The 21,049-nt window shown below is 57.1% G+C and carries 20 protein-coding genes; 15 read left to right on the top strand and 5 right to left on the bottom strand.

What is annotated here, in order from left to right:
- The first annotated feature begins 56 nt into the window (after window positions 1-56).
- The 5 genes from GOV91_RS04195 (at window position 57) to GOV91_RS04175 (ending at window position 5,441) form a co-directional block, all read left to right on the top strand.
- A complete protein-coding gene (locus GOV91_RS04195) occupies window positions 57-728 on the top strand; it encodes a hypothetical protein (protein ID WP_171234541.1) in 672 nt (223 codons plus the stop codon).
- A gap of 45 nt (window positions 729-773) precedes the next feature.
- Window positions 774-2,096 carry a PQQ-like beta-propeller repeat protein gene (locus tag GOV91_RS04190; RefSeq protein WP_171234540.1) on the top strand — a complete coding sequence of 441 codons (1,323 nt, stop codon included), beginning with the start codon at window positions 774-776 and terminating at the stop codon, window positions 2,094-2,096.
- Window positions 2,097-2,145: 49 nt separating this feature from the next.
- Complete coding sequence (der, locus tag GOV91_RS04185; protein WP_171234539.1) at window positions 2,146-3,609, top strand: ribosome biogenesis GTPase Der; 1,464 nt, start codon at window positions 2,146-2,148, stop codon at window positions 3,607-3,609.
- Between the two features lie 162 nt (window positions 3,610-3,771).
- Window positions 3,772-4,755 (top strand): fatty acid desaturase, encoded by a 984-nt coding sequence (locus GOV91_RS04180; RefSeq protein ID WP_171234538.1) that lies wholly within the window; start codon window positions 3,772-3,774, stop codon window positions 4,753-4,755.
- An 89-nt stretch (window positions 4,756-4,844) separates the two neighbouring features.
- A complete protein-coding gene (locus tag GOV91_RS04175) occupies window positions 4,845-5,441 on the top strand; it encodes a helix-hairpin-helix domain-containing protein (protein ID WP_171234537.1) in 597 nt (198 codons plus the stop codon).
- 52 nt (window positions 5,442-5,493) lie between these two features.
- Here GOV91_RS04175 and serS read toward each other — a convergent pair whose 3' ends face one another.
- Both serS and GOV91_RS04165 read right to left on the bottom strand, forming a co-directional pair.
- A complete protein-coding gene (serS, locus tag GOV91_RS04170; RefSeq protein ID WP_171234536.1) occupies window positions 5,494-6,789 on the bottom strand; it encodes a serine--tRNA ligase in 1,296 nt (431 codons plus the stop codon).
- A 72-nt stretch (window positions 6,790-6,861) separates the two neighbouring features.
- A complete protein-coding gene (locus GOV91_RS04165; RefSeq protein ID WP_171234535.1) occupies window positions 6,862-8,526 on the bottom strand; it encodes a mechanosensitive ion channel family protein in 1,665 nt (554 codons plus the stop codon).
- A gap of 201 nt (window positions 8,527-8,727) precedes the next feature.
- On the opposite strand from GOV91_RS04165, the gene yajC reads away from it, so the two are divergent.
- From yajC to GOV91_RS04115, 10 genes are all read left to right on the top strand, one after another.
- A complete protein-coding gene (gene yajC / locus GOV91_RS04160; RefSeq protein WP_171090782.1) occupies window positions 8,728-9,015 on the top strand; it encodes a preprotein translocase subunit YajC in 288 nt (95 codons plus the stop codon).
- 33 nt (window positions 9,016-9,048) lie between these two features.
- Window positions 9,049-10,710: a protein translocase subunit SecD gene (gene secD / locus GOV91_RS04155; protein ID WP_171179520.1), complete on the top strand. Its 1,662-nt coding sequence runs from the start codon at window positions 9,049-9,051 to the stop codon at window positions 10,708-10,710.
- Window position 10,711: 1 nt separating this feature from the next.
- Complete coding sequence (gene secF / locus GOV91_RS04150) at window positions 10,712-11,680, top strand: protein translocase subunit SecF (RefSeq protein ID WP_171179522.1); 969 nt, start codon at window positions 10,712-10,714, stop codon at window positions 11,678-11,680.
- Window positions 11,673-12,419, top strand: a complete 747-nt coding sequence (locus tag GOV91_RS04145) for a TSUP family transporter (RefSeq protein WP_171234534.1) — start codon at window positions 11,673-11,675, stop codon at window positions 12,417-12,419. Before secF ends, GOV91_RS04145 begins: the two co-directional genes overlap by 8 nt.
- A 9-nt stretch (window positions 12,420-12,428) precedes the next feature.
- Complete coding sequence (locus GOV91_RS04140) at window positions 12,429-12,785, top strand: Mth938-like domain-containing protein (RefSeq protein ID WP_171179526.1); 357 nt, start codon at window positions 12,429-12,431, stop codon at window positions 12,783-12,785.
- A 95-nt stretch (window positions 12,786-12,880) separates the two neighbouring features.
- Window positions 12,881-13,495 carry a heme ABC exporter ATP-binding protein CcmA gene (gene ccmA / locus GOV91_RS04135; protein WP_171234533.1) on the top strand — a complete coding sequence of 205 codons (615 nt, stop codon included), beginning with the start codon at window positions 12,881-12,883 and terminating at the stop codon, window positions 13,493-13,495.
- Window positions 13,492-14,148 carry a heme exporter protein CcmB gene (gene ccmB, locus GOV91_RS04130; protein WP_171179531.1) on the top strand — a complete coding sequence of 219 codons (657 nt, stop codon included), beginning with the start codon at window positions 13,492-13,494 and terminating at the stop codon, window positions 14,146-14,148. The genes ccmA and ccmB overlap by 4 nt, the downstream gene beginning before the upstream one ends.
- 61 nt (window positions 14,149-14,209) lie before the next feature.
- Window positions 14,210-14,983 carry a heme ABC transporter permease gene (locus tag GOV91_RS04125; protein WP_171234532.1) on the top strand — a complete coding sequence of 258 codons (774 nt, stop codon included), beginning with the start codon at window positions 14,210-14,212 and terminating at the stop codon, window positions 14,981-14,983.
- The gene (gene ccmD / locus GOV91_RS04120) at window positions 14,980-15,138 is read left to right on the top strand and encodes a heme exporter protein CcmD (RefSeq protein ID WP_171179535.1); all 159 of its coding nucleotides are present in this window, start codon (window positions 14,980-14,982) and stop codon (window positions 15,136-15,138) included. The genes GOV91_RS04125 and ccmD overlap by 4 nt, the downstream gene beginning before the upstream one ends.
- On the top strand, window positions 15,131-15,670 hold the full coding sequence (locus tag GOV91_RS04115) for a DsbE family thiol:disulfide interchange protein (protein WP_171234531.1): 540 nt from the start codon (window positions 15,131-15,133) through the stop codon (window positions 15,668-15,670). The genes ccmD and GOV91_RS04115 overlap by 8 nt, the downstream gene beginning before the upstream one ends.
- 26 nt (window positions 15,671-15,696) lie before the next feature.
- Here GOV91_RS04115 and GOV91_RS04110 read toward each other — a convergent pair whose 3' ends face one another.
- The 3 genes from GOV91_RS04110 to acnA all read right to left on the bottom strand — a co-directional run bounded on the left by GOV91_RS04110 (window position 15,697) and on the right by acnA (window position 20,850).
- Window positions 15,697-16,398, bottom strand: a complete 702-nt coding sequence (locus GOV91_RS04110) for an SDR family NAD(P)-dependent oxidoreductase (RefSeq protein WP_171234530.1) — start codon at window positions 16,396-16,398, stop codon at window positions 15,697-15,699.
- Window positions 16,399-16,537: 139 nt separating this feature from the next.
- Window positions 16,538-18,040, bottom strand: coding sequence for a BCCT family transporter (locus GOV91_RS04105; protein ID WP_171234529.1), 1,503 nt, complete (start codon window positions 18,038-18,040; stop codon window positions 16,538-16,540).
- A 119-nt stretch (window positions 18,041-18,159) separates the two neighbouring features.
- Window positions 18,160-20,850 (bottom strand): aconitate hydratase AcnA, encoded by a 2,691-nt coding sequence (gene acnA / locus GOV91_RS04100; RefSeq protein WP_171234528.1) that lies wholly within the window; start codon window positions 20,848-20,850, stop codon window positions 18,160-18,162.
- Between the last annotated feature and the right edge of the window lie 199 nt (window positions 20,851-21,049).

Genomic DNA, 21,049 nt, shown 5'->3' with positions numbered 1-21,049 from the left:
GTGCCGGGGTATGACATGGCGCACTTAGACAAGATATACAGCCCAGGGGGCACGGGATGAGCGACACGGACAGTTTCATTGATGAGGTCACGGAAGAGGTGCGCCGCGACCGAATGTATCTGTTATTGCGCCGCTGGGGCTGGGTAGGTGTGGTTGCCGTTGTGCTGATCGTGGGCGGCGCGGCCTTCAATGAATACCGAAAATCCCGCGATGCGGCGCAGGCGCAAGATCTAGGAGACTCGATTCTTGCGGCGCTGACGGAAAACGATTCCGACGCGCGTGTCGCAGGCCTGCAGGGTATCGGGGCGGCGGCTCCGGGCGGAGACGCGGTTTTGAACATGCTGTTGTCCGCCTCGCAGGTCGATGCCGGATCGCGCGAAGACGCGGTCAACAGCCTGAACGCGGTGGCCGTTCAGGGCGACTTGCCTGAAATTTACCGCGCGATTGCAAGCTTCAAAGCGTTGTTGTTGCAAAGCGACACACTTCCTGCAGCCGACCTTAGGCAACAGTTTGAGGCGCTGGCAGCGCCTGGCGCACCGCTGCGTCTGCTTGCCGAAGAACAGTTGGCCCTGATTGATGTGTCCGAGGGCAATGTCGAGGCTGCGCTGGATCGGTTGCAGACGCTGCGGCAGGATGCTGAAGTCGGGATTGACCTGCAACAGCGTGCCGCGCAATTGATTGTCGCGCTGGGCGGGGAACCAGAACCCCTGGTGGCGCAACAAGGTTGATCGGGTGGTGAACAAAGACATTTTGACAGGCGAGTTCGGAATACCATGGTAACAAGACTATTCTCCCGCGTGGGACTGCCGGTCGCGGCACTGGCATTGACCGCTCTGGCCGCCTGTGAAGAACCCGAGACCATTCTGCCCGGTGAACGTGAAGACATCCGCCCCCTGTCGGATTTGGAAACTGTTGAAAGGCAGGGCTCTCAGCCCATCAGTCTGCCGTCGCAGCAGGCAAATGCCAATTGGTCGCAAAGCCCAGGAACTCCGGCCTATCGAACAACAAACGCCGCGCTGCGCGCGACACCGCAGCGGGTTTGGTCGGCCTCGATCGGTCAGGGGGACTCACGCAAGCAACGCATCACCGCCGAGCCAGTCGTTGCAGGTGGGTTGATCTATACGCTGGATGCAGGGGCAACGGTTTCAGCTGTCACACCCCAGGGCCAGTTGGCCTGGAACACGGATTTGATTCCCGCAAGTGATGGAGACTCGGACGCAACGGGCGGTGGAATGGCCTATGCCGATGGAGTTCTTTATGTCTCTTCAGGTTATGGTCGCCTGACCGCACTGGATGCGAGAACCGGTGCCATTCGGTGGCAGAAGCGTCTGCAAGCCACCGGCAGCGGCGCACCGTTGGTTAATGATGGCCTGCTTTATCTGGTGGCCGGAGATGAAACGGGTTGGACCATTGCCACCAAGGATGGACGTATCGCCTGGCAAATCGAAGGTACGCCGAGCGTGGGCAACGTGTTGGGTGCACCAGCGCCTGTGATCGCCTCGGATCTCGCTGTGTTCGCCTTCGGCTCGGGCGATGTTGCGGCGACCTTTCGGCGGGGCGGTATCCGCCGTTGGAACGCATCGGTCGCCGGTGGACGCCGGGGGCGGGCCGCAGCCCAGATTGTTGACGTGACAGGCGGCCCGATGGTGTCGGGAAACACCATCTATATCGGCAACCATTCAGGCCGGACCGTCGCCTTTGACGTTGCGACGGGTGAACGTCGGTGGACCGCCGATGAGGGGGCCGTGGATGCCGTTTGGCCCGCAGGCAACAGCATCTTCCTGATCAGTGATCGCAGCCAGCTGGTGCGTCTGAACGCGGCGGATGGCTCGGTTGTCTGGGCGCAGGATCTGCCGGGTTTCGTGAAAGACAAACGCGGTCGCCGTGGTCCGATCTTTGCGCATTACGGTCCGATCCTTGCGGGCGGTCGCATTGTTATTGCGTCCAATGACGGATATCTGCGGTTCTTCAATCCGGTCAATGGAGCACTGGTTCATCAGGTCGAAGTGCCCGGAGGCGCGACAACAGCGCCGGTTGTTGCCGGGCAAACGCTGTATGTCGTTTCGACCAAGGGTGATCTACACGCTTTCCGTTGACGGCAAGATGCGTTAAAGGGCGCATCTTGAGTCTTGAAAGATGAGTATCATGTCGCTGACCCTCGCCATCGTGGGGCGCCCGAATGTGGGCAAATCCACCCTGTTCAATCGCCTTGTGGGCAAACGTCTGGCCCTAGTCGACGACCAGCCGGGCGTGACGCGCGATCTGCGTGAAGGTGAGGGGCGGCTAGGCGATCTGCGCTTTACCGTGATCGACACGGCTGGGCTTGAGGATGCAACCGACGACAGCCTGCAAGGTCGGATGCGCCGCCTGACCGAGCGCGCGGTGGACATGGCCGATGTGTGCTTGTTCATGATCGATGCGCGCACGGGGCTGACCCCCACGGATGAGATGTTCGCCGAGATCCTTCGCAAGCGCGCAAAGCACGTGATTTTGGCGGCCAACAAAGCAGAAGGTTCTGCTGCGGATGCGGGAGTTCTGGAAGCTTATAATCTGGGTCTGGGTGAACCCGTGCGCCTGTCTGGCGAACACGGCGAGGGCATGACCGACCTTTATTCTCAGCTCATGCCACTGGCTGATGCGGCCGATGAAGCACAGGCAGAGGAAGCCCCCGAGACCGATATTGAACTGGATGAAGATGGCGAGGGAGAAACCCCTCTGATTACTGCCGCTAAGCCATTGCAAGTGGCGGTGGTTGGTCGTCCAAATGCGGGCAAGTCGACATTGATCAACAAGATCATCGGTGAAGACCGCCTGCTGACAGGCCCCGAGGCTGGGATCACGCGAGATGCCATCAGTTTGCGGGTCGACTGGGCTGATCCTGATGGTGACAGCACCCCGATGCGTATTTTCGATACAGCGGGGATGCGTAAAAAGGCAAAGGTTCAGGAAAAGCTTGAAAAGCTCTCGGTGTCCGATGGTCTGCGGGCGGTGAAGTTTGCCGAAGTCGTCGTGGTCTTGCTCGACGCGGCGATCCCGTTCGAACAGCAGGACTTGCGAATCGCCGATCTGGCCGAACGCGAGGGTCGGGCCGTAGTTGTTGCTGTCAACAAATGGGACGTCGAAGAGAACAAGCAGGAAAAACTGCGCGAGCTCAAGGAGTCCTTTGACCGACTGCTGCCGCAACTTCGCGGTGCACCCTTGATTACAGTGTCTGCGAAAACGGGCCGGGGGCTGGAGCGCCTGCGCGCTGCGATTTTGCGCGCACATGACATCTGGAACCGCCGGGTGCCGACTGCTGCGCTGAACCGCTGGCTGACCGCGATGCTTGAACAGCACCCGCCACCAGCGCCGCAGGGTCGCCGGATCAAGCTGCGCTATATGACTCAGGCCAAGACCCGCCCGCCGGGCTTTGTTGTGATGTGTTCACATCCTGATAAGATGCCCGCCAGCTATACCCGCTATCTGGTCAACGGCCTGCGCGAGGATTTCGACATGCCCGGCACGCCAATCCGTCTGACTCTGCGTGGGCAGGGGGATAAGAACCCCTACAAGGGTCGCCGCAAGAAAAACGCGGGCGCACTGGCCAAGCATCTCAAGGGGCGCGCGTAACTGCGCCAATTTTCAGCGTTTTTGCTGCGAGGGCGTGACAGCGTCCGTTCTGCGCGCTAGCATTCACTAGTGTGCATTTGTTTTACTGCGCACGCTTGTACCGGGACCAACGGGGAATATTTTTAGTTTATATTTAACCGGGCCATCGTGGGAGAGGGCTGGATGGATCTGAGGGAATATACACGGCAATACGCTGTTCAGGACAACAGGCTGGCAGCGCTTAGCTATTTTGGAACTTTTGCGGTGTATTTTGCATCGCTGGCGCTTGCGATTGGATATGTAGATCGCTGGTATGTCATGGTTCCCGCAGGCGCGGTCTTTGCCTTTTCGGCGGTGCGTCTTTATGTTTTGCAACATGATTGCGGCCATCATTCGCTGTTTGAGACGCGCCAGCAAAATGAATGGGCGGGGCATGGGTTGTCACCGTTTACCTTTGCGCCCTTTGAGGTGATGAAACAGAACCACAACCTGCATCACGCAGGGATCGGCAATCTTGAGCACCGCGAAACAGGTGAAATTCACACAATGACCCTGCGCGAATGGAATCATGCGGATTGGAGCAAACGTCTGTTCTATCGGCTGTACCGCAACCCTTTCATCCTGGTGCCTGTTGGCGCGTTGTTCACATACTTCATCCGGTATCGCTGGCCTAAGAATACCGTTCGGTTTGGGATGAAGGGCGTGTTGTTGCACAACCTGTCCATCGTTGTTTTTCTGGGGCTACTCTACTTGATTGCGGGCGGCACCGGAATTCTGGTCTGGCTTGTGTTCTCGCTTTTGGGTGGAATGTTGGGGGTTTTCCTAGTCTATCTTCAACATAATTTTGAAGATACCTATTGGGACCGACGCCCGGATCTGGATCCGCAACTTGCGGCGCTACAGGGTTCATCCGCGCTGGATTTTGGATGGTGGTTCGATACGGCGGTTGCATGTATAACATTGCACGACATTCACCACTTCAACGCGCGCATTCCGTCTTATCGCTTGCGTGCGTGCCATTACAGCCTGCCGCCTGAATACACCCCGCGGCGTATCAAATTCCCCGAAGCAGTCGCAGCGCTGAACCTTAAGCTTTGGGACGAGGATAGCAAACGTCTGGTGCCGTTCCCCAAAAAAGGCCGGACGGCTGATTTGGCCCATAGTTAAGCAGAGTCGCGCCATTTGGTGCCGCGGCTTGAAGCCTCGTATATCTTGTGTATATACGTTAAATCAGGGAGACAAAGAAAGGATCCGGAATGACCGCAGTGACCGATGTTAAAGGTGTGGGAGAGGCGCTTGCCGCGGCTTTGTCCGCGAACGGCTTCAAGACAGCCGAGGCGTTAGCGAAGGCCAAACCCGAAGATCTGGTCAAGGTTCCTCGGATCGGTTTGGCAAGAGCTGCCGTGCTGATTGCAGCGGCGAAAGATGCCACGGCTTCAAAACCAGCTGCGCGCCAGGTTCCGGCCCGCAAACCTGCTGCCCGAAAACCAGCCGCCCAAAAACCAGCTGCGCGAAAACCTGCGACGCGACGCCCAGTTGCGCGCAAGACCGTTGCGGCCGCCGCTGCCGAGAAACGCGCCGAAGAGGCGGCGAAGAAGGCTGCAGAAGAGAAAGCAGCCGCTGACGCGGCCGAGGCCAAAGCCCGCAAAAAAGCCAAGGCCAAAGCCAAGGCTGAAAAGGCTGCCAAGAAACGTGCCGAGATGGAAGCTGCGTTTTCGAAAGCAAAGGATAAGGTGAAGGCCAAGTCCAAGAAGGACAAAAAGTCCAAAAAGGACACAAAGAAAAAAGATGCTGGGAAAAAAGACAGCAAGAAGAAAGATAAGAAAAAGGATAAGAAAAAGGCGAAGAAGTAAGACTTCCTCGCCCTTGTCAATTGTCAGACCGGCGCCCTGTTGGGGGCCGGTTCTATTTTGCCAGTGTGCCGTCCAGTTGCAGAGTCAGCTTGCCACCCAGATAAGGGCCAAGAACCTCGGGCAGGGTCACGGTACCGTCAGCGTTCTGACCGTTTTCCAGGACAGCGATCAAGCAGCGCCCCACGGCAAGGCCTGAGCCATTCAGCGTATGGACATATTCCGGTTTTCCACCACCCTCAGGGCGGAACCGCGCATTCATGCGGCGGGCCTGGAATTCACCACAGGTCGAGACCGAGCTGATCTCGCGGTAAGTATCCTGACCGGGCAGCCAAGCCTCGATGTCAAAGGTGCGGCGCGCGCCAAAACCCATGTCGCCGGTACACAGGATGACGGTGCGGTAGGGGATGCCCAGTTTTTCCAGAATGCCCTCGGCGCAGCGCAGCATACGCTTTTGTTCGTCATCCGATTTGTCCGGATGTGTGACCGAGACCATCTCGACCTTTTCGAACTGGTGCTGGCGCAGCATACCGCGTGTGTCCTTGCCCGCGCTGCCGGCTTCGGACCGAAAGCACAGAGAATGCGCGGTATAGCGGCGGGGCAGGTAGCTTTCCTCGATCAACGTGTCGTTGACGATATTAGTCAGCGAAACTTCGGATGTCGGGATCAGCCACCAGCCTTCGCGTGTCTGATAGCTATCTTCGCCAAATTTCGGCAACTGACCCGTGCCATGCATCATCTCGGACAGAACCAGTACCGGGCCGTTCACCTCGGTCAGCTCGTTCTCGTTGATATGCGTGTCCAGCATGAACTGCGCCAGTGCGCGGTGGATGCGGGCAACGCCGCCCGACAGCAGCACAAAGCGCGAGCCAGAGAGTTTGGCTGCGGTTTCGAAATCCATACCGTGCTGGACGGCTTCAATCTCGAAATGCTCTTTGGGCGCAAAATCCAACTCTCGTGGTGTGCCCCAGCGGTTGATCTCGACATTGTCGTTTTCATCGGCCCCTTCGGGCACATCCTCGGCGGGCAGGTTGGCGATGCGGATCAGCTGATCGGTCAGCAGAGCGTCCAGATCTTTGGCTTCGGTCTGCATCCGGGCAATCTCGGCCTTTTTCTCGGCCACCAATGCGCGCAGGCGTTCGAACTCTGCCTCGTCGCCACGACCCTTGGCAGCACCGACTTCTTTGCTGGCCTTGTTCTGTTCGGCTTGAGCTGTCTCGGCGGCCAAGATTTTGGACCGGCGGCTTTCATCCAGCCGCAGCAAATCTGACGACACCGGCGCGTCCCCACGGCGCGCAAGGGCGGCGTCGAAGGCGGCTGGGTTTTCGCGAATGGCGCGGATGTCGTGCATGTCTCAGATCCTTAAATGCGTGAATCACTGAAACCGCTTATGCACCATCTGTCGGGCGGGGTGTAGCACCGGTTACGACTTATCGTCCTCGGCGTGGATTTCATGCGCCAGATGGCCATCCCATTCCTCTGCCGGGATTTTTGGTTCCGGTGGGTCAGCCATATAAGAGGGCGTCATGATCTGTACACCATTTTCATTGAACACGGCGACAATGTTGCGGTGCAGGTCCGAGCGTATTTTTGGAATGATGCTGCCGCGCGTTGTGTAGCCGTTGATCTGATAGTTGATCGCGTAGTCGGCCAAAGCGGTCCACAATACAAAGGGTTCGGGCTTGGCTTTGATCCCCTTGGTGCGATTGGCAGCTTCGATCAGCATCGCCTCGACCTTCTCTGGGGGTTCCTCATATCCAATGCTGACAGTCGTGTGCAGCAACAGCCCGCTGCCATCGGTCTTCTTTGAAAAATTCACCACATCCGAGTTCATCAGCTGGGCATTTGGGATCGAGATCAGTTCATTCTTAATGGATTTCAAATGTGTTTCCATCAGCTTGATCTGTACAACGTCTCCTATGTGATCTCCGATCTGGATACGGTCACCGATTGAGGTGGATCTTCGGTAAATAACGAACAGGCCCGCCAGCATGTTGGACACGACCGAGTTTGCGCCCAGCGAAAGCATCGCGCCGACCAGAATGGTCAGTCCCTGAAACGCGGCCGAGTCCGAGCCAGGGATGTAGGGGACCGCAAAAACCAACGCGATCAGAATCACTATGACACGGGCGATATTGAACGTCGGGTTGACCCAGTGTTTCTCGAAATCACCCATATCGAACGAGCCTGCTTCGACCGCATCGAAGAACACGCGCATCCCTTTGATGATATACATCGTGACCCATGTGATCAGGCCCAGCATGATCAAGTTGGGAATGTAGCTCAGGATACCCTTGAATATCAGCAGTACGGGTTCGGTCAGGTAAGTGAGCAGCAGCTGCGCGAAATACCGTGTTTCAGCAAATGCAAGAAGTACAAAAGACAGATAATAGTAGAAACCCAGAAAGAAGATAATCAGCAGGATGAAATTCAATCCGTACCGGATCAGGGCTGCGATCGCTTCGGCCTGGACGCTTTTGGCAGTCGCCGTTTCAACATCCTTCAAATACCGCTTTACCAGTTTCAGGGTACGCCGCCTGATCCGCCGATGCAGCCATAGGATCAGCGCCACGAAAGCGACAAAGCCAAGTGTCCATCCCGCAGCCTCAATTGCGCCTGACACCCGCGCCTGGTCTGTGCGGTTGGCACGATAGGCGAGGATGGCCTCTTCGATCGCCTGACCATGGAGGAAGCTGAGAACATCAAGCTCCATCTGATCCAATTCGGCGTCAGCGACGGTCACGATTGACACGATCACACCGTCAGCCCGAATGCGAACGCCCAGATCGGTTTCTTCGAACGCGATGTCGACCGCAGGACTTTCTGAAGCTTCGGCAACCTCAATGATCTTGTCCTGAACGCCTTCCGCCCGTTCCGGCGCGGGCAGGGCACTGGACCCACGCAGGAAGAACAACATTTCGCCGTCCACTATGACAGGCGCTTTGAAACTGTCCGCTTCTTCTGCTTCGGGTTCAGCGATTTCAGAGGGTGTTTCTTGCGCCTGCGCCGGGCCGGAAAGCGTCAAACCCACAGATATGGTGATCAGCAAATAACATAGCAAAAGGAAAGGCTTGAATGGCAGTGTCATATGTCCCCCTACGGTTAAACTATAACCGGTTTTGCATGTGTTCCTAGGACATATCTGCAACGCTTTGTCCTTAGTTGATGGGTCGTAGTCTTTTTCAAGTGGGACACATCAACGCCTTTGCTTGCAAACAGGCATCTCAAAGCATAGGTTCCGGCCAAATTTGCGGAACGGTGCCGCAAGATCTGAACAAAGGAATATCCCATGGAAGGTGGCGCAATCGCCCAGTTTCTCCCGCTGATCCTGATTTTCGCGATCATGTATTTCCTGCTGATCCGTCCACAGCAGAAGAAAATGAAAGAACATCAGGCCATGGTCGAGGCCGTGCGCCGGGGTGATCAAGTGATTACTCAGGGTGGGGTGATTGGCAAAGTCTCCAAGGTCAAGGAAGGCGAGAACGAGATCGAGGTCGAGATCGCCGAGGGCGTCAAGATCCGCGTGGTTAAATCGACCATCGCTCAGGTTCTGAACAAGACCGAACCTGCGAAGTAATTTCGCTCGACAATCCCTTGAAAAGGCAGGGTAATGCTGCAAATTGATACCTGGAAGCGGGTTCTGATTTGGCTGGTCTGTGTGACCGGCCTTCTCTTAGCCCTGCCAAACGCGTTTTACACACGGGTCGAACAATCCAACGACGCACAAGCGGCCATTGAGCTTGGTAACGATACGCCTGAATTGCAGGCTCAGGCTGCGGAATGGCCCACTTGGTTGCCATCTTCGCTGGTCAATCTTGGTCTGGATTTGCGCGGTGGTGCGCATTTGTTGGCCGAAGTCCGGGTGCAGGATGTATACGAATCCCGGATGGAGGCCATGTGGCCTGAAGTTCGGGACGCGCTGCGTGACGAACGCGCGACGGTTGGAACGATCCGTCGCCAGGAGTCTGCCCCGGATGAGATTCGCGTACGCATCAGCCAACCAGAGGGAATGCCCAGAGCGCTTGAAGTGGTGCGTGGACTTGCCCGCCAGGTGCAAACCCTGACCGGTGTTGGTGCCACGGATATTGAGGCGCGCGCTGATGGCGACACGATCGTTGTGCAGCTTTCCGAGGCCGAAAAGCTGGCATCCGATGATCGCACCGTGCGTCAATCGCTTGAGATTATCCGCCGCCGGATTGACGAAGTTGGCACCCGTGAGCCCACTATTCAGCGCCAGGGCGCGGACCGGATCCTGATCCAGGTGCCGGGCATCGGCAGCGCCGGAGAGTTGAAAAACATCATCGGAACCACAGCTCAGCTGACCTTCAACCCGGTTGTTAACAGGGGCACCGACCCGGATGCCAGCGTGGGCATCGGCGAAGAAGTTGTACCTTCGATCGACGAAAGCGGTGTCTATTACATTATTGAATCCGCCCCGGTTGTGACCGGTGAAGAACTGGTGGATGCACAGCCTTCGTTTGACCAAAACGGTCGCCCTGCGGTCAGTTTCCGGTTCAACACGTCTGGCGCCCGCAAATTTGGTGATTATACCCGCGACAATATCGGCGCGCCCTTTGCGATCGTGCTGGATGACGAAGTGATTTCCGCCCCGGTGATCCAAAGCCACATCCCCGGAGGATCTGGCATTATCACTGGCAACTTCTCGGTTGAGGAAAGCACCAATCTGGCCATCTTGTTGCGTGCGGGTGCGCTGCCTGCCGGTCTGGAATTCCTGGAAGAACGCACCATCGGTCCCGAATTGGGACAGGACAGCATCGATGCAGGTAAGGTTGCCACAATCGTGGCCTTTGTTGCCGTTCTAACCTTTATGGCGCTCAGCTATGGTCTGTTCGGAATTTTTGCCAACATCGCGTTGATCATCAACGTCGGTTTGTTGTTCGGCCTGCTTTCCCTGATCGGAGCAACCCTGACCCTGCCGGGCATCGCCGGGATCGTTCTGACGGTCGGTATGGCGGTGGATGCCAACGTGCTGATCTTTGAACGCATTCGGGAAGAATTGAAATCTGCCAAAGGGCCAGCCCGCGCCATCGAGCTGGGCTATGAAAAGGCGCTGTCGGCCATTCTGGACGCCAACGTGACAACCTTCATTACGGCGACGATCTTGTTCGCGATGGGCAGTGGCCCGGTGCGCGGGTTCGCAATTACCCTGGGCATTGGTATTCTGACATCGGTCTTTACCGCGATCTTCGTGACACGCCTGATGGTTGTCATGTGGTTCGAACGCCGCCGTCCTAAAACGATCGAGGTTTGACATGAGACTGAAACTCGTACCCCAGAACACCTCGTTCGATTTCTTCAGCCGCTGGAAGGTTTGGCTGGGTATTTCCGGCCTGATGATGGTCGTGGCTTTTGCTTCGTTTATGTTGCAGGGCCTGAATTTTGGCATCGACTTTCGGGGCGGTACGACCATTCGAACTGAAAGCACGCAACCGATTGACGTCGGCACGTACCGCGACGCAATCGCGCCATTGGAACTTGGCGATGTGACAATCACCGAGATTTTTGATCCGACCTTCGGAGAGGATGAAAATGTCGCGATGATCCGCATTCAGGCGCAGGCCGATGCCGAGGCGGTTGAGGCAGCAACGATCACGGCTGTGGAGCAAGCGCTGCAAGCCGTGATTCCGGATATTCAATTCGTATCGGTTGAATCGGTCGGCCCTAAGGTTTCCGGAGAGCTTATCCAGACAGCCGTTATCGCCGTTGCATTGGCCATCGGCGCGGTGCTTGTTTACATCTGGCTGCGGTTCGAATGGCAGTTTGCGCTGGGGGCGGTAGCTGCCCTTGTGCATGACGTGATCCTGACCATTGGCATATTCTCAGAGCTGCAAATCCGGTTCGATCTTGCCATCATCGCGGCGCTTCTGACTATCGTCGGCTATTCGTTGAACGATACGGTGGTTGTTTTCGACCGCGTGCGCGAGAACCTTCGGAAGTACAAGAAGAAAGACCTGAAAGAAGTTCTGAACATCTCGATCAACGAAACCCTCAGCCGGACGGTTATGACCTCGGTCACGACCCTGCTGGCGCTGATCTCGCTTTATGTTCTTGGCGGGGATGTGATCCGAGGGTTCGTCTTCGCGATGATCTGGGGTGTGATCGTGGGTACTTATTCCTCGGTCTTCGTGGCTTCGACCATCCTGTTATGGCTGGGGGTCAAACGCGACTGGTCCAAGCCGTCGAACACGGCAGGCAACCAGTTTGCCAATATTGATGCCTGAGCTTTTTGGCCAGCCCCCGCAAGGGCTGGCCATTATCCTTTTTGCGGCTTTTCTTGGCGGCGTTGTGCGCGGATTTTCGGGCTTTGGAACCGCGTTGGTCTTCCTGCCCCTTGCCTCCCCCTATCTCGGCCCATTCGGCGCGCTGATCGGGTTGACGATCATGGACATTTTTGGCCCGCTGCCCAATCTGCGCCGCGCGTGGAGCGATGTGGACAAAGGCGATCTTGCCCGCTTGACCGGAGGTTGCGCTTTGCTTCTGCCGCTGGGCTTGTGGGTGCTGACCCGCGTCGACCCCGATGTGTTTCGATATGCGGTCAGCCTGCTCGCGCTTTTCATGCTCGCGGTTCTGGTATTGGGGCTGCGGTATAACGGCCAAGTCACTCGCGCGATGGTCTTGGGCATCGGTGCCGCTGCCGGGTTTCTGGGCGGTGTCGCTGGGCTTCCGGGTCCGGCGGTGATCCTTTTTTATATGTCCCGTCCGCTGTCGGTTCAGGTCATTCGCGCCACGATACTGTTGTTTCTCTTCGCGTTCGACTTTCTCATTCTCGGTTACCTGACTGGGATGGGTCGTGTTACATGGGCGGCTGCAGCGCTGGGTCTTGCACTGGCAATACCGAACCTGGCGGGGAATTGGCTGGGCGGATGGATGTTCCGCCCCGAGCGTGAGAGGCTTTATCGTGCGGCAGCTTATATCGCCATCGCACTGGCGGCCTTGTCGGGCCTGCCGCTTTGGGGATAGAAAGCGCATATGCGCCTGAACGAGATCACCTACACCAGTGCAGTACCGGTCGACGGCTACGGCCCCGGCTTCTTCCGCGTCGGCGGGCAAGTCCACGACGGCCCGGTTCTAATCGGCCCAACCGGAACAACAAGATGGGGCGGCTATGATGACACAGTGCCGCTGCTGAACCTTGCAGATGACATCGACGTCCTGTTCATCGGCACTGGCAAGGAAATGTCGCACATTCCCCAAACCCTGCGTGCTATTTTGGAAAATGCCGGAATTGGCGTCGAAATTATGAACTCTCCCGCCGCCTGCCGCACCTATAACGTGCTGCTCTCGGAAGGTCGCCGGATCGCACTTGCCTTAATCCCACTTGGATAGGGTGTTGCAATCCGCCCTTGGCTATCCCCAAGCCAGCTAAGCCCTGCGGCAAATCTTGCCTTTTGCCTCTGAGGACAATCCGCTAAGCGGGTTTCATGACACTGACTGTATCCGACTTGTCGATCACCCGTGGTGGCATTCCCGTGCTGGAAGGTCTCAGCTTTCAACTGCGGCCTGGTAAGGCGCTGATTCTACGTGGACCAAACGGGATCGGTAAAACGACGCTTCTGCGTACTTTGGCGGGTTTGCAGCCGCCGCTTGAGGGTACCATCGAAGGTGCCGAGGACCAGATTGCCTATGCTGCCCACTCGGACGGGTTAAAGCCGACGCTGACCGTGACCGAGAACCTGACGTTCTGGGCCTCGGTCTTTGGCACCAGCGGCATACAAAGCGCATTGGATGCGTTTGATCTGAATGAGCTGGCTGATCGCCATGCAGGCAACCTGTCAGCCGGTCAGAAACGGCGGCTGGGGCTTGCGCGGATGCTTGTGACTGGACGACCGATCTGGATGCTGGACGAACCCACCGTGTCGCTGGACAAAAACGCGGTGCAGATGTTTGCCGACGCGGTGCGGGCACATATGGGGCAGGGCGGGTCGGCCCTAATCGCAACCCATATCGACCTCGGCCTGGACGGAGAGGTTCTGGATGTGGGACCCAACAAGGCCAAACCCAAACCCATTGACGATTTCGACGGAGGCTTCCTGTGATCGCCCTTTTGCTGCGCGACCTGAAACTGGCCTTCCGTGCAGGCGGCGGGTTTGGTTTGGGCCTGGCGTTTTTTCTGATCGTGACCGTGATGGTGCCGTTTGCAGTTGGTCCGCAATCTTCGCTGCTGTCCACCATCGCACCCGGTGTTCTTTGGCTGGGAGCGTTGCTGGCCTGTTTGCTGTCGCTCGACCGCTTGCTGGCTTTGGATTGGGAAGACGGGTCGCTGGACCTGTTGGCCACCGCGCCGCTGCCGCTGGAATCAGTTGTGACCATCAAAGCTTTGGCGCATTGGCTGACCACCGGTTTGCCTCTTGTCCTTGCCGCTCCGTTCCTGGGAGTTTTGTTGAATCTTCCTGTGCCGGGTTTCTTCTGGCTGGTGATTTCACTGCTGATTGGCACCCCGGCGATGAGCGTGATCGGAACATTCGGCGCAGCCTTGACCGTTGGATTGAAGCGTGGCGGTTTGTTGCTGTCACTCTTGGTGCTGCCGCTATACGTGCCCACCCTGATTTTCGGAGCCGAGGTCGCCCGGCGCGGAGCCACAGAGATGGAGGTGCAGACGCCGCTGCTTATGCTGGCCGGCATCACGGCGGCAACGATCGCGCTGTTGCCATTCGCCAGCGCGGCGGTATTGCGGATCAATCTGCGGTGAACCGTCTCAACTTTGACCAAGGTCAATTGAGAACCACCCCAATTCAGACTAGATAGGGCCCATGTCTATTGCAGCCAAAGCCAACGCCCTCTGGGAATATGCCAACCCGCGTAAGTTTCTTGCGACGAGTGAGCGTGTTCTGCCGTTTTTCTGGATCACCTCACTTGCCTGCATCTGTGTTGGCCTGATCTGGGGCTTTTTCTTTACGCCGGACGATTACAAACAAGGGTCGACGGTCAAGATCATCTATCTGCATGTGCCTGCGGCGCTGATGGCGATCAACTGCTGGCTCATGATGTTGGCGACGTCGCTGGTTTGGCTGGTAAGACGTCACCATGTCAGTGCGCTTGCTGCGCGAGCGGCGGCACCGATTGGGATTGTGATGACCCTGATTGCTTTGCTGACTGGTGCGATCTGGGGCCAGCCTATGTGGGGCACCTGGTGGGCCTGGGATCCGCGACTGACATCGTTTCTGATCCTGTTTCTGTTCTATCTTGGATATGTCGCCCTGTGGGAGGCGATTGAAGACCCGGATACGGCGGCCGACCTGACCTCGGTCCTGTGCCTTGTGGGGTCGGTTTTCGCGATACTCAGCCGTTATGCGGTGAACTTCTGGAATCAGGGACTGCATCAGGGCGCATCTGTCATGCGCGCAGCAGCGCTTACCGGGACAGACACCGAAGAGAAGGTTAGCAACATATTCTTCTATCCGCTGCTGGTCTGCATCATCGGCTTTGTTCTGCTGTTCATCGCATTGGTGCTGTACCGTACCGGAACCGAAATTCGCGCACGTCGGATCAAGGCACTGATGGCGCGGGAAAGGGTGGGCGGATGATTCCCGATCTTGGAAAATACGCTGACGCGGTTCTGTCGTCTTATGCCGTGTCGATCGTTCTGCTGGTGGCCTTGATCGCGTTCAGTGTGATGCGAGGGCGGAAAGTGCGCAAAGATATGGAAAAGGTCGAACAAAGGATGTCGCGCAATGGCTAAGATTTCGCCCTTGATGATCGCTCCGCCGCTGATTTTTGGTGCCTTCGCCGTATTAGCCGGGATCGGCATGTTCCGAGATGATCCAAACGCTCTGCCATCCGCGCGGGAAGGGCAGCCCGCCCCGCCTGTGCTCCTAACCGAGTTTCCCGGCAAAACCCCATTCGATGACGCAACCCTGCGCGACGGAGAGGTCAAGCTGGTCAACTATTGGGCCAGTTGGTGCGCCCCTTGCCGGGCCGAACACCCCAATCTTGACGCTTTGGCGAAAGAAGGCGTTCCGGTCTATGGTATCAACTACAAGGACCAGTTGGCCAACGCAGACGCATTTCTGACCGAGCTTGGCGATCCTTACACCGCGATGGGACGGGACGAGCAAGGCCGCATGGCGCTGGATTGGGGCCTATACGGCGTTCCTGAAACGTACGTGATAGACGGCGATGGCACTGTCATCCTGCGCTTTGCCGGGCCTATCACGCAACGGGTGATCGAAAGCACGATCCGCCCTGCCTTGGAAAAGGCTGCGGGTGGCTAAATACCTGAAAGCGGCAGCACTGGTTTTTACAATCGATAGCCTCCGGTAACGCCGAGGACTTCACCCGTTATGAAACCTGCCGCATCAGAGGCCAGAAACCGAACGACCCGCGCGATATCCTCTGGCACGCCGACACGCCCAAGGGCGGTGTCTTTGACGAACAATTCTGTCAGATCATCCGGGCGCGGGGCCTCGGGGATGTTGATCGCGCCAGGCGCAATCGCATTGACGCGAATACCCTGCGGGCCCAGTTCCTTGGCCATGGCGCGGGTCCACAGGTTGAGCGCAGCCTTGCTGGCCCCATAGGTCGCGGCATCGCGCGGCGGAAGGGTCGCATTCATGGACGAAATGTTTACGATGGATGCCCCGGCTTGCAGGTGGGGCAGGGCGGCGGTCAGAAGGGCCACGGGCGCAAGCAAGTTCAGGTCAAGAATGTCCCTGTGGTCCTGTTGATTGAACGCCTCTTTGGGTGTAGCGCGCACAAGCCCCGCATTGTTCACAAGAACGTCCAGCCGTCCGAATTGTGCGATGACCTGTTCAATAACCTGAGCCGGTTGATCTGGCTGCGTCAGGTCTGAGCGGACTGCCAGAACGTCGCCGTCCAACACATCCAAATCGGGGGCGCTGTTTAACCAAGTGAACGCAATTTTGCGATCTCGACCAAGGTCTTCGACGATTGCCCGGCCAATCCCTCGGGCGCCGCCGGTTATCAACGCAACTTTGTCCATAGGCACACCAAATCTGTAAAGTGGATGTGTTTCAACGCTTAATCTGATCGCCTTGGAAAAGCGTCATCTGCGCAGCAAAATCCAGATCATCGCCGCGATGAACGCAAAGGTTACCAGGTTCATCAGAGTATCTGTGAGATCACCGATCAGCATCGTGCTGGCCCTCCTCTCTGAGACCGCGGAACAGGCAGACCATCAGCAGGACTGAAATGAAGACAAAGGGCAAAGCACCCAATGAAATCAGAATCTTGACCGAGTCCACTGACCCAGAAAGGATCATCGCCACGCTCAGCAGCCCCAGCAAGGCCCCCCAAATCAGGCGCACGCGCGGAGGAGGGTTCTCGTCTCCACCTGTCGAGAAGGTGCCCAGAACAAATGCCGCGCTGACAACGCTGGTCACAATGAACAAAAACGCGGCCAGTACCGTTGCGAGCGTTGTAATCAAGGACAGCGGCAACCGGTCGAGCAGAGCAAAGGTCACGCGTTCAATGTTTGTCTGCGTATAGGCCAACAGTTCGCCCGCCCCGTTGAGCGCTTCGAAAAGTCCGATACCGCCAAAAGCGCCGAACCAGAGGATTGAAAACAAAGTGGGGGCGAACAGTACCCCGATCACAAACTCTCGTATTGTTCGACCACGAGAAATACGCGCCACGAAGACACCTACAAATGGCCCCCAGGCGATCCACCAGACCATGTAGGTGAGGGTCCAGTCGCTGAACCATCTGGTGACATCGTCCCCAAAAAACGTGAATGTTTGAAAGCCGCGCGGGATGACATTGGTGACATAGTCGCCAAACCCTTGAACCACGGTATTCAAAAGATATTCGGTCGGTCCAAGAATGATGGTGTAGGCCACGAGGCCGATCGCAATCAGCATGGCAGCGTTAGACAAGCGCGCCATGCCTTGCCCCAGATCAATCAAGAGTGCTGGGATATACGCCCCGACCATTGCCAGAAACACGACGGTAATCAAAAATGCTCCGACCGTTTCCCGACCTCCCAACACCGCAATTCCGTCTGCGACCTGAAAGACGCCCATGGCCATTGAGCCACTCACGCCAATGGCAATCGCAATAATCGCCATGAAGTCTGAAAGCCATCCGACACGTTCGGCCCAGCGTTCACCGGGAAACAGGCTTATGATCGGTGCGCTGACCATCATCCCAGTGCCGCGCCGGAAGCTGAAATAGGCGATGGTTAGGGCTGTTGATCCGTATATGGCCCAAGCGTGCAAACCCCAATGGAAGTTGGTCGCCAGCATGGCCTGCTGCGCCGCGATGTAATCGGGTGCCATGCCTGAGATGAAATTGAAGTGGGTTAATGGTTCGGCCACCGCCCAGAACAAAAGACCGACCCCCATCCCGGCCGAGAACAGCATCGAAATCCATGTGGCGGTGGAGAATTCAGGTTCTTCGTCGTCGCGACCAAGGCGAATGTTCCCGTATTTCGAGAACGCCAGAACCAGACACCCGATCAACATGCCCGAGGCGGCAAGCATCACGAACCATCCCCGGCTGTGAAAGGTCTGTTGGACAATACCACTGGCCCAGGTCACCAAGCTCTGAATGTCGATGACACCCCATACCCCAATCACTGCAATGACACTGAGGGAACAAACCAGCAGGGCGTTTGGTTTTTGCATGGCGCGTGGCTTCCGTGAATGACCTTGCCCAACAGTTTCAGGTTTTCGAATGGATGACCAGATAACAAAGAACCCCCGACGCTAAGCAGGGGGTTTTAATCGCTCGCAACGCTATCGGTTTACGATGCCTTTGCAAGGTTGCGTAGCACATAGTGCAACACGCCACCGTTTTCGATGTATTCAATCTCGGGCGCGGTATCGATGCGGCATTTTAGGGTGATGGTTTTCTCACTTCCGTCGCCATAAACGATTGTGCAGGGCACCTCTTGCAGGGGCTCAACTGAATCCAATCCGTGGATTGAGACGGTTTCATCTCCTTTCAGGCCAAGCGTCTTGCGTGTGTCACCCCCCGTAAATTCGAACGGAATGACGCCCATTCCAACCAGGTTTGACCGGTGGATACGCTCAAAGCTTTCGGCGATGACGGCTTTCACACCCAGCAGCGTAGTGCCTTTGGCTGCCCAGTCGCGGCTTGAGCCCGCGCCGTACTGCTCGCCACCAAACACCACCAACGGCGTGCCGTTCGCCTGATAAGCCATCGACGCGTCGTAGATCGAGGTCTGTTCGCCATCCGGGCCTTTGGTGTAGCCGCCTTCATCGCCCTCCAGCATCTCGTTCTTGATGCGGATATTGGCGAAGGTGCCACGCATCATGACCTCGTGATTGCCGCGGCGTGAGCCGTAAGAGTTGAACTCGCGCGGTTGCACCTGCCGTTCGATCAGATACTGGCCAGCGGGCGAGGTCGTCGCAAATGACCCGGCAGGCGAGATATGGTCGGTTGTGACCATGTCGCCCAGAATCGCCAGCACCTTGGCCCCTTCGATATTCGAGATTGTGCCCGGTTCGGCACCCATGCCCTGAAAGTAGGGTGGGTTTTGAATATAGGTCGAGGTCGGCGGCCAGTTGTAGGTTTCCTGTTGTGGAACTTCGACCCCGCGCCATTTCTCGTCGCCTTTAAACACGTCGGCGTATTTTGATTGGAACGCCTCGCGGGTCACAGTGGCCTCGACCAGTTCAGCGATTTCACTCTGGGTCGGCCAGATGTCTTTCATGAAGACGTCATTGCCGTCCTTGTCCTGACCGATCGGTTCCGAAGTCAGGTCAATATCCATCGTGCCAGCCAGTGCATAGACAACCACCAGCGGCGGTGAGGCCAGATAGTTTGCGCGCACATCCGGTGAGATTCGACCCTCGAAGTTGCGGTTGCCGGACAGAACCGACGTGGCAACCAGATCGCCTTCGGCAATCGCCTCGGATATTTCTTTCTGGATCGGGCCCGAGTTGCCGATACAGGTGGTGCAGCCATATCCCACAAGGTTGAACCCGATCTTGTCTAGATCGTCTTGCAATCCTGCAGCTTCGAGATAGGCCGACACCACTTGCGATCCCGGCGCCAGAGAGGTCTTGACCCAGGGCTTGCGATCCAGTCCCAGTGCCGCGGCCTTGCGGGCCACCAGACCCGCGCCGATCATGACGTAGGGGTTCGACGTGTTGGTGCAGGAGGTGATCGAAGCGATCACGACCTTACCCGACTCCATGCCGTATTCTTCGCCCTTGACTTCGACCTGCTTGCCCATCGGGCGTTTGAAAGTCTCTGCCATTTCCTGCGTAAAGGCCGCTTTGGCGTCGGTCAGCGCAACATAGTCCTGCGGACGCTTCGGGCCCGAGATCGCCGGAACGATCGTGCCCATGTCTAGCGTCAGGGTATCGGTGTAGATCGGAGCGTAGTCCGCGTCACGCCAGAGGCCGTTTTCTTTGGCATAGGCTTCAACCAATGCCAGACGGTCTTCGTCGCGCCCGGTGTTGCGCATGTAGCGTAAGGTTTCTCCGTCAATAGGGAAGAAGCCGCAGGTCGCGCCATATTCCGGGGCCATGTTGGCGATAGTGGCGCGGTCGGCCAATGGCAGGCGGTCCAAACCTTCGCCATAGAATTCAACGAACTTACCGACAACGCCCTTTTCGCGCAGCATCTCCACGACTTTCAGAACGAGGTCGGTACCGGTGGTGCCTTCGACCATCGAACCGGTCAGTTCAAAACCCACAACCTCGGGGATCAACATCGAGATTGGCTGACCCAGCATCGCGGCCTCGGCCTCGATCCCGCCAACGCCCCAACCCAGAACGGCCATGCCGTTCACCATAGTGGTGTGGCTGTCGGTGCCAACCAGCGTATCGGGATAGGCGACTTCTTCGCCGTTTTGATCCGTGTCTGTCCAGACGGTTTGAGCCAAATATTCCAGGTTCACCTGATGGCAAATCCCAGTGCCGGGGGGCACGACGCGGAAGTTGTTAAAGGCATTCTGACCCCATTTTAGGAACTGGTACCGCTCCATGTTGCGTTCATATTCGCGGTCCACGTTCATCTGGAATGCACGCGGATTGCCAAATTCGTCAATCATGACCGAGTGGTCGATGACCAGATCAACCGGGTTCAGCGGGTTGATCTTTTGTGCGTCGCCACCCAGCGCCTTGATACCGTCGCGCATCGCGGCCAGATCGACGACAGCCGGAACACCGGTGAAGTCCTGCATCAAGACGCGGGCAGGGCGGTATGCGATTTCGCGCGGGTTCTTACCGCGGTTTACACCCCATTCAGCAAAGGCCTTGATGTCGTCGGTTGAGACAGAAAACCCGTCATCCTCGAACCGCAGCATATTTTCCAGAACCACTTTCAATGCGGCAGGCAGTTTTGAGAAATCCCCCAAACCGGCCTCTTGCGCGGCGGGGATCGAGTAATAGGAAATGGACTTACCATTCACGCTCAGGCTGCGGCGTGTCTTGGCGGTATCCTGTCCGACTTTGATGGGCATCAGTGGCCTCCCTCTCAAATGACTTGGATAATAGGATTTGCTGTCTGTTATCTGCATCACGAAGGCCCTTGGTTCAAGGTTGAACGGGCACAAAGGAGTAATTTTTGTATACCATTGCACACATTTGCGTAGGTAAACATGTATTCCAGCCTCAAGAAACCTTGATTGGTCGTTGAATGCCAAAGCAGCTATTTCTGAA

Origin of the sequence: Ruegeria sp. HKCCA6837 (assembly GCF_013034475.1) — a bacterium.
GTDB lineage: Bacteria > Pseudomonadota > Alphaproteobacteria > Rhodobacterales > Rhodobacteraceae > Ruegeria.
Note: the sequence above shows the minus strand (reverse complement) of the source record. Positions and strands in the feature narration are given on the sequence as shown.

What these genes read in the sequence shown, in the direction of transcription:
- GOV91_RS04195 (WP_171234541.1), top strand. Translation starts at nt 57, where the DNA reads ATGAGCGACACGGACAGTTTCATTGATGAGGTCACGGAAGAGGTGCGC.
- GOV91_RS04190 (WP_171234540.1), top strand. Translation starts at nt 774, where the DNA reads ATGGTAACAAGACTATTCTCCCGCGTGGGACTGCCGGTCGCGGCACTG.
- der (WP_171234539.1), top strand. Translation starts at nt 2,146, where the DNA reads ATGTCGCTGACCCTCGCCATCGTGGGGCGCCCGAATGTGGGCAAATCC.
- GOV91_RS04180 (WP_171234538.1), top strand. Translation starts at nt 3,772, where the DNA reads ATGGATCTGAGGGAATATACACGGCAATACGCTGTTCAGGACAACAGG.
- GOV91_RS04175 (WP_171234537.1), top strand. Translation starts at nt 4,845, where the DNA reads ATGACCGCAGTGACCGATGTTAAAGGTGTGGGAGAGGCGCTTGCCGCG.
- serS (WP_171234536.1), bottom strand. Translation starts at nt 6,789, where the DNA reads ATGCACGACATCCGCGCCATTCGCGAAAACCCAGCCGCCTTCGACGCC.
- GOV91_RS04165 (WP_171234535.1), bottom strand. Translation starts at nt 8,526, where the DNA reads ATGACACTGCCATTCAAGCCTTTCCTTTTGCTATGTTATTTGCTGATC.
- yajC (WP_171090782.1), top strand. Translation starts at nt 8,728, where the DNA reads ATGGAAGGTGGCGCAATCGCCCAGTTTCTCCCGCTGATCCTGATTTTC.
- secD (WP_171179520.1), top strand. Translation starts at nt 9,049, where the DNA reads ATGCTGCAAATTGATACCTGGAAGCGGGTTCTGATTTGGCTGGTCTGT.
- secF (WP_171179522.1), top strand. Translation starts at nt 10,712, where the DNA reads ATGAGACTGAAACTCGTACCCCAGAACACCTCGTTCGATTTCTTCAGC.
- GOV91_RS04145 (WP_171234534.1), top strand. Translation starts at nt 11,673, where the DNA reads ATGCCTGAGCTTTTTGGCCAGCCCCCGCAAGGGCTGGCCATTATCCTT.
- GOV91_RS04140 (WP_171179526.1), top strand. Translation starts at nt 12,429, where the DNA reads ATGCGCCTGAACGAGATCACCTACACCAGTGCAGTACCGGTCGACGGC.
- ccmA (WP_171234533.1), top strand. Translation starts at nt 12,881, where the DNA reads ATGACACTGACTGTATCCGACTTGTCGATCACCCGTGGTGGCATTCCC.
- GOV91_RS04125 (WP_171234532.1), top strand. Translation starts at nt 14,210, where the DNA reads ATGTCTATTGCAGCCAAAGCCAACGCCCTCTGGGAATATGCCAACCCG.
- ccmD (WP_171179535.1), top strand. Translation starts at nt 14,980, where the DNA reads ATGATTCCCGATCTTGGAAAATACGCTGACGCGGTTCTGTCGTCTTAT.
- GOV91_RS04115 (WP_171234531.1), top strand. Translation starts at nt 15,131, where the DNA reads ATGGCTAAGATTTCGCCCTTGATGATCGCTCCGCCGCTGATTTTTGGT.
- GOV91_RS04110 (WP_171234530.1), bottom strand. Translation starts at nt 16,398, where the DNA reads ATGGACAAAGTTGCGTTGATAACCGGCGGCGCCCGAGGGATTGGCCGG.
- GOV91_RS04105 (WP_171234529.1), bottom strand. Translation starts at nt 18,040, where the DNA reads ATGCAAAAACCAAACGCCCTGCTGGTTTGTTCCCTCAGTGTCATTGCA.
- acnA (WP_171234528.1), bottom strand. Translation starts at nt 20,850, where the DNA reads ATGCCCATCAAAGTCGGACAGGATACCGCCAAGACACGCCGCAGCCTG.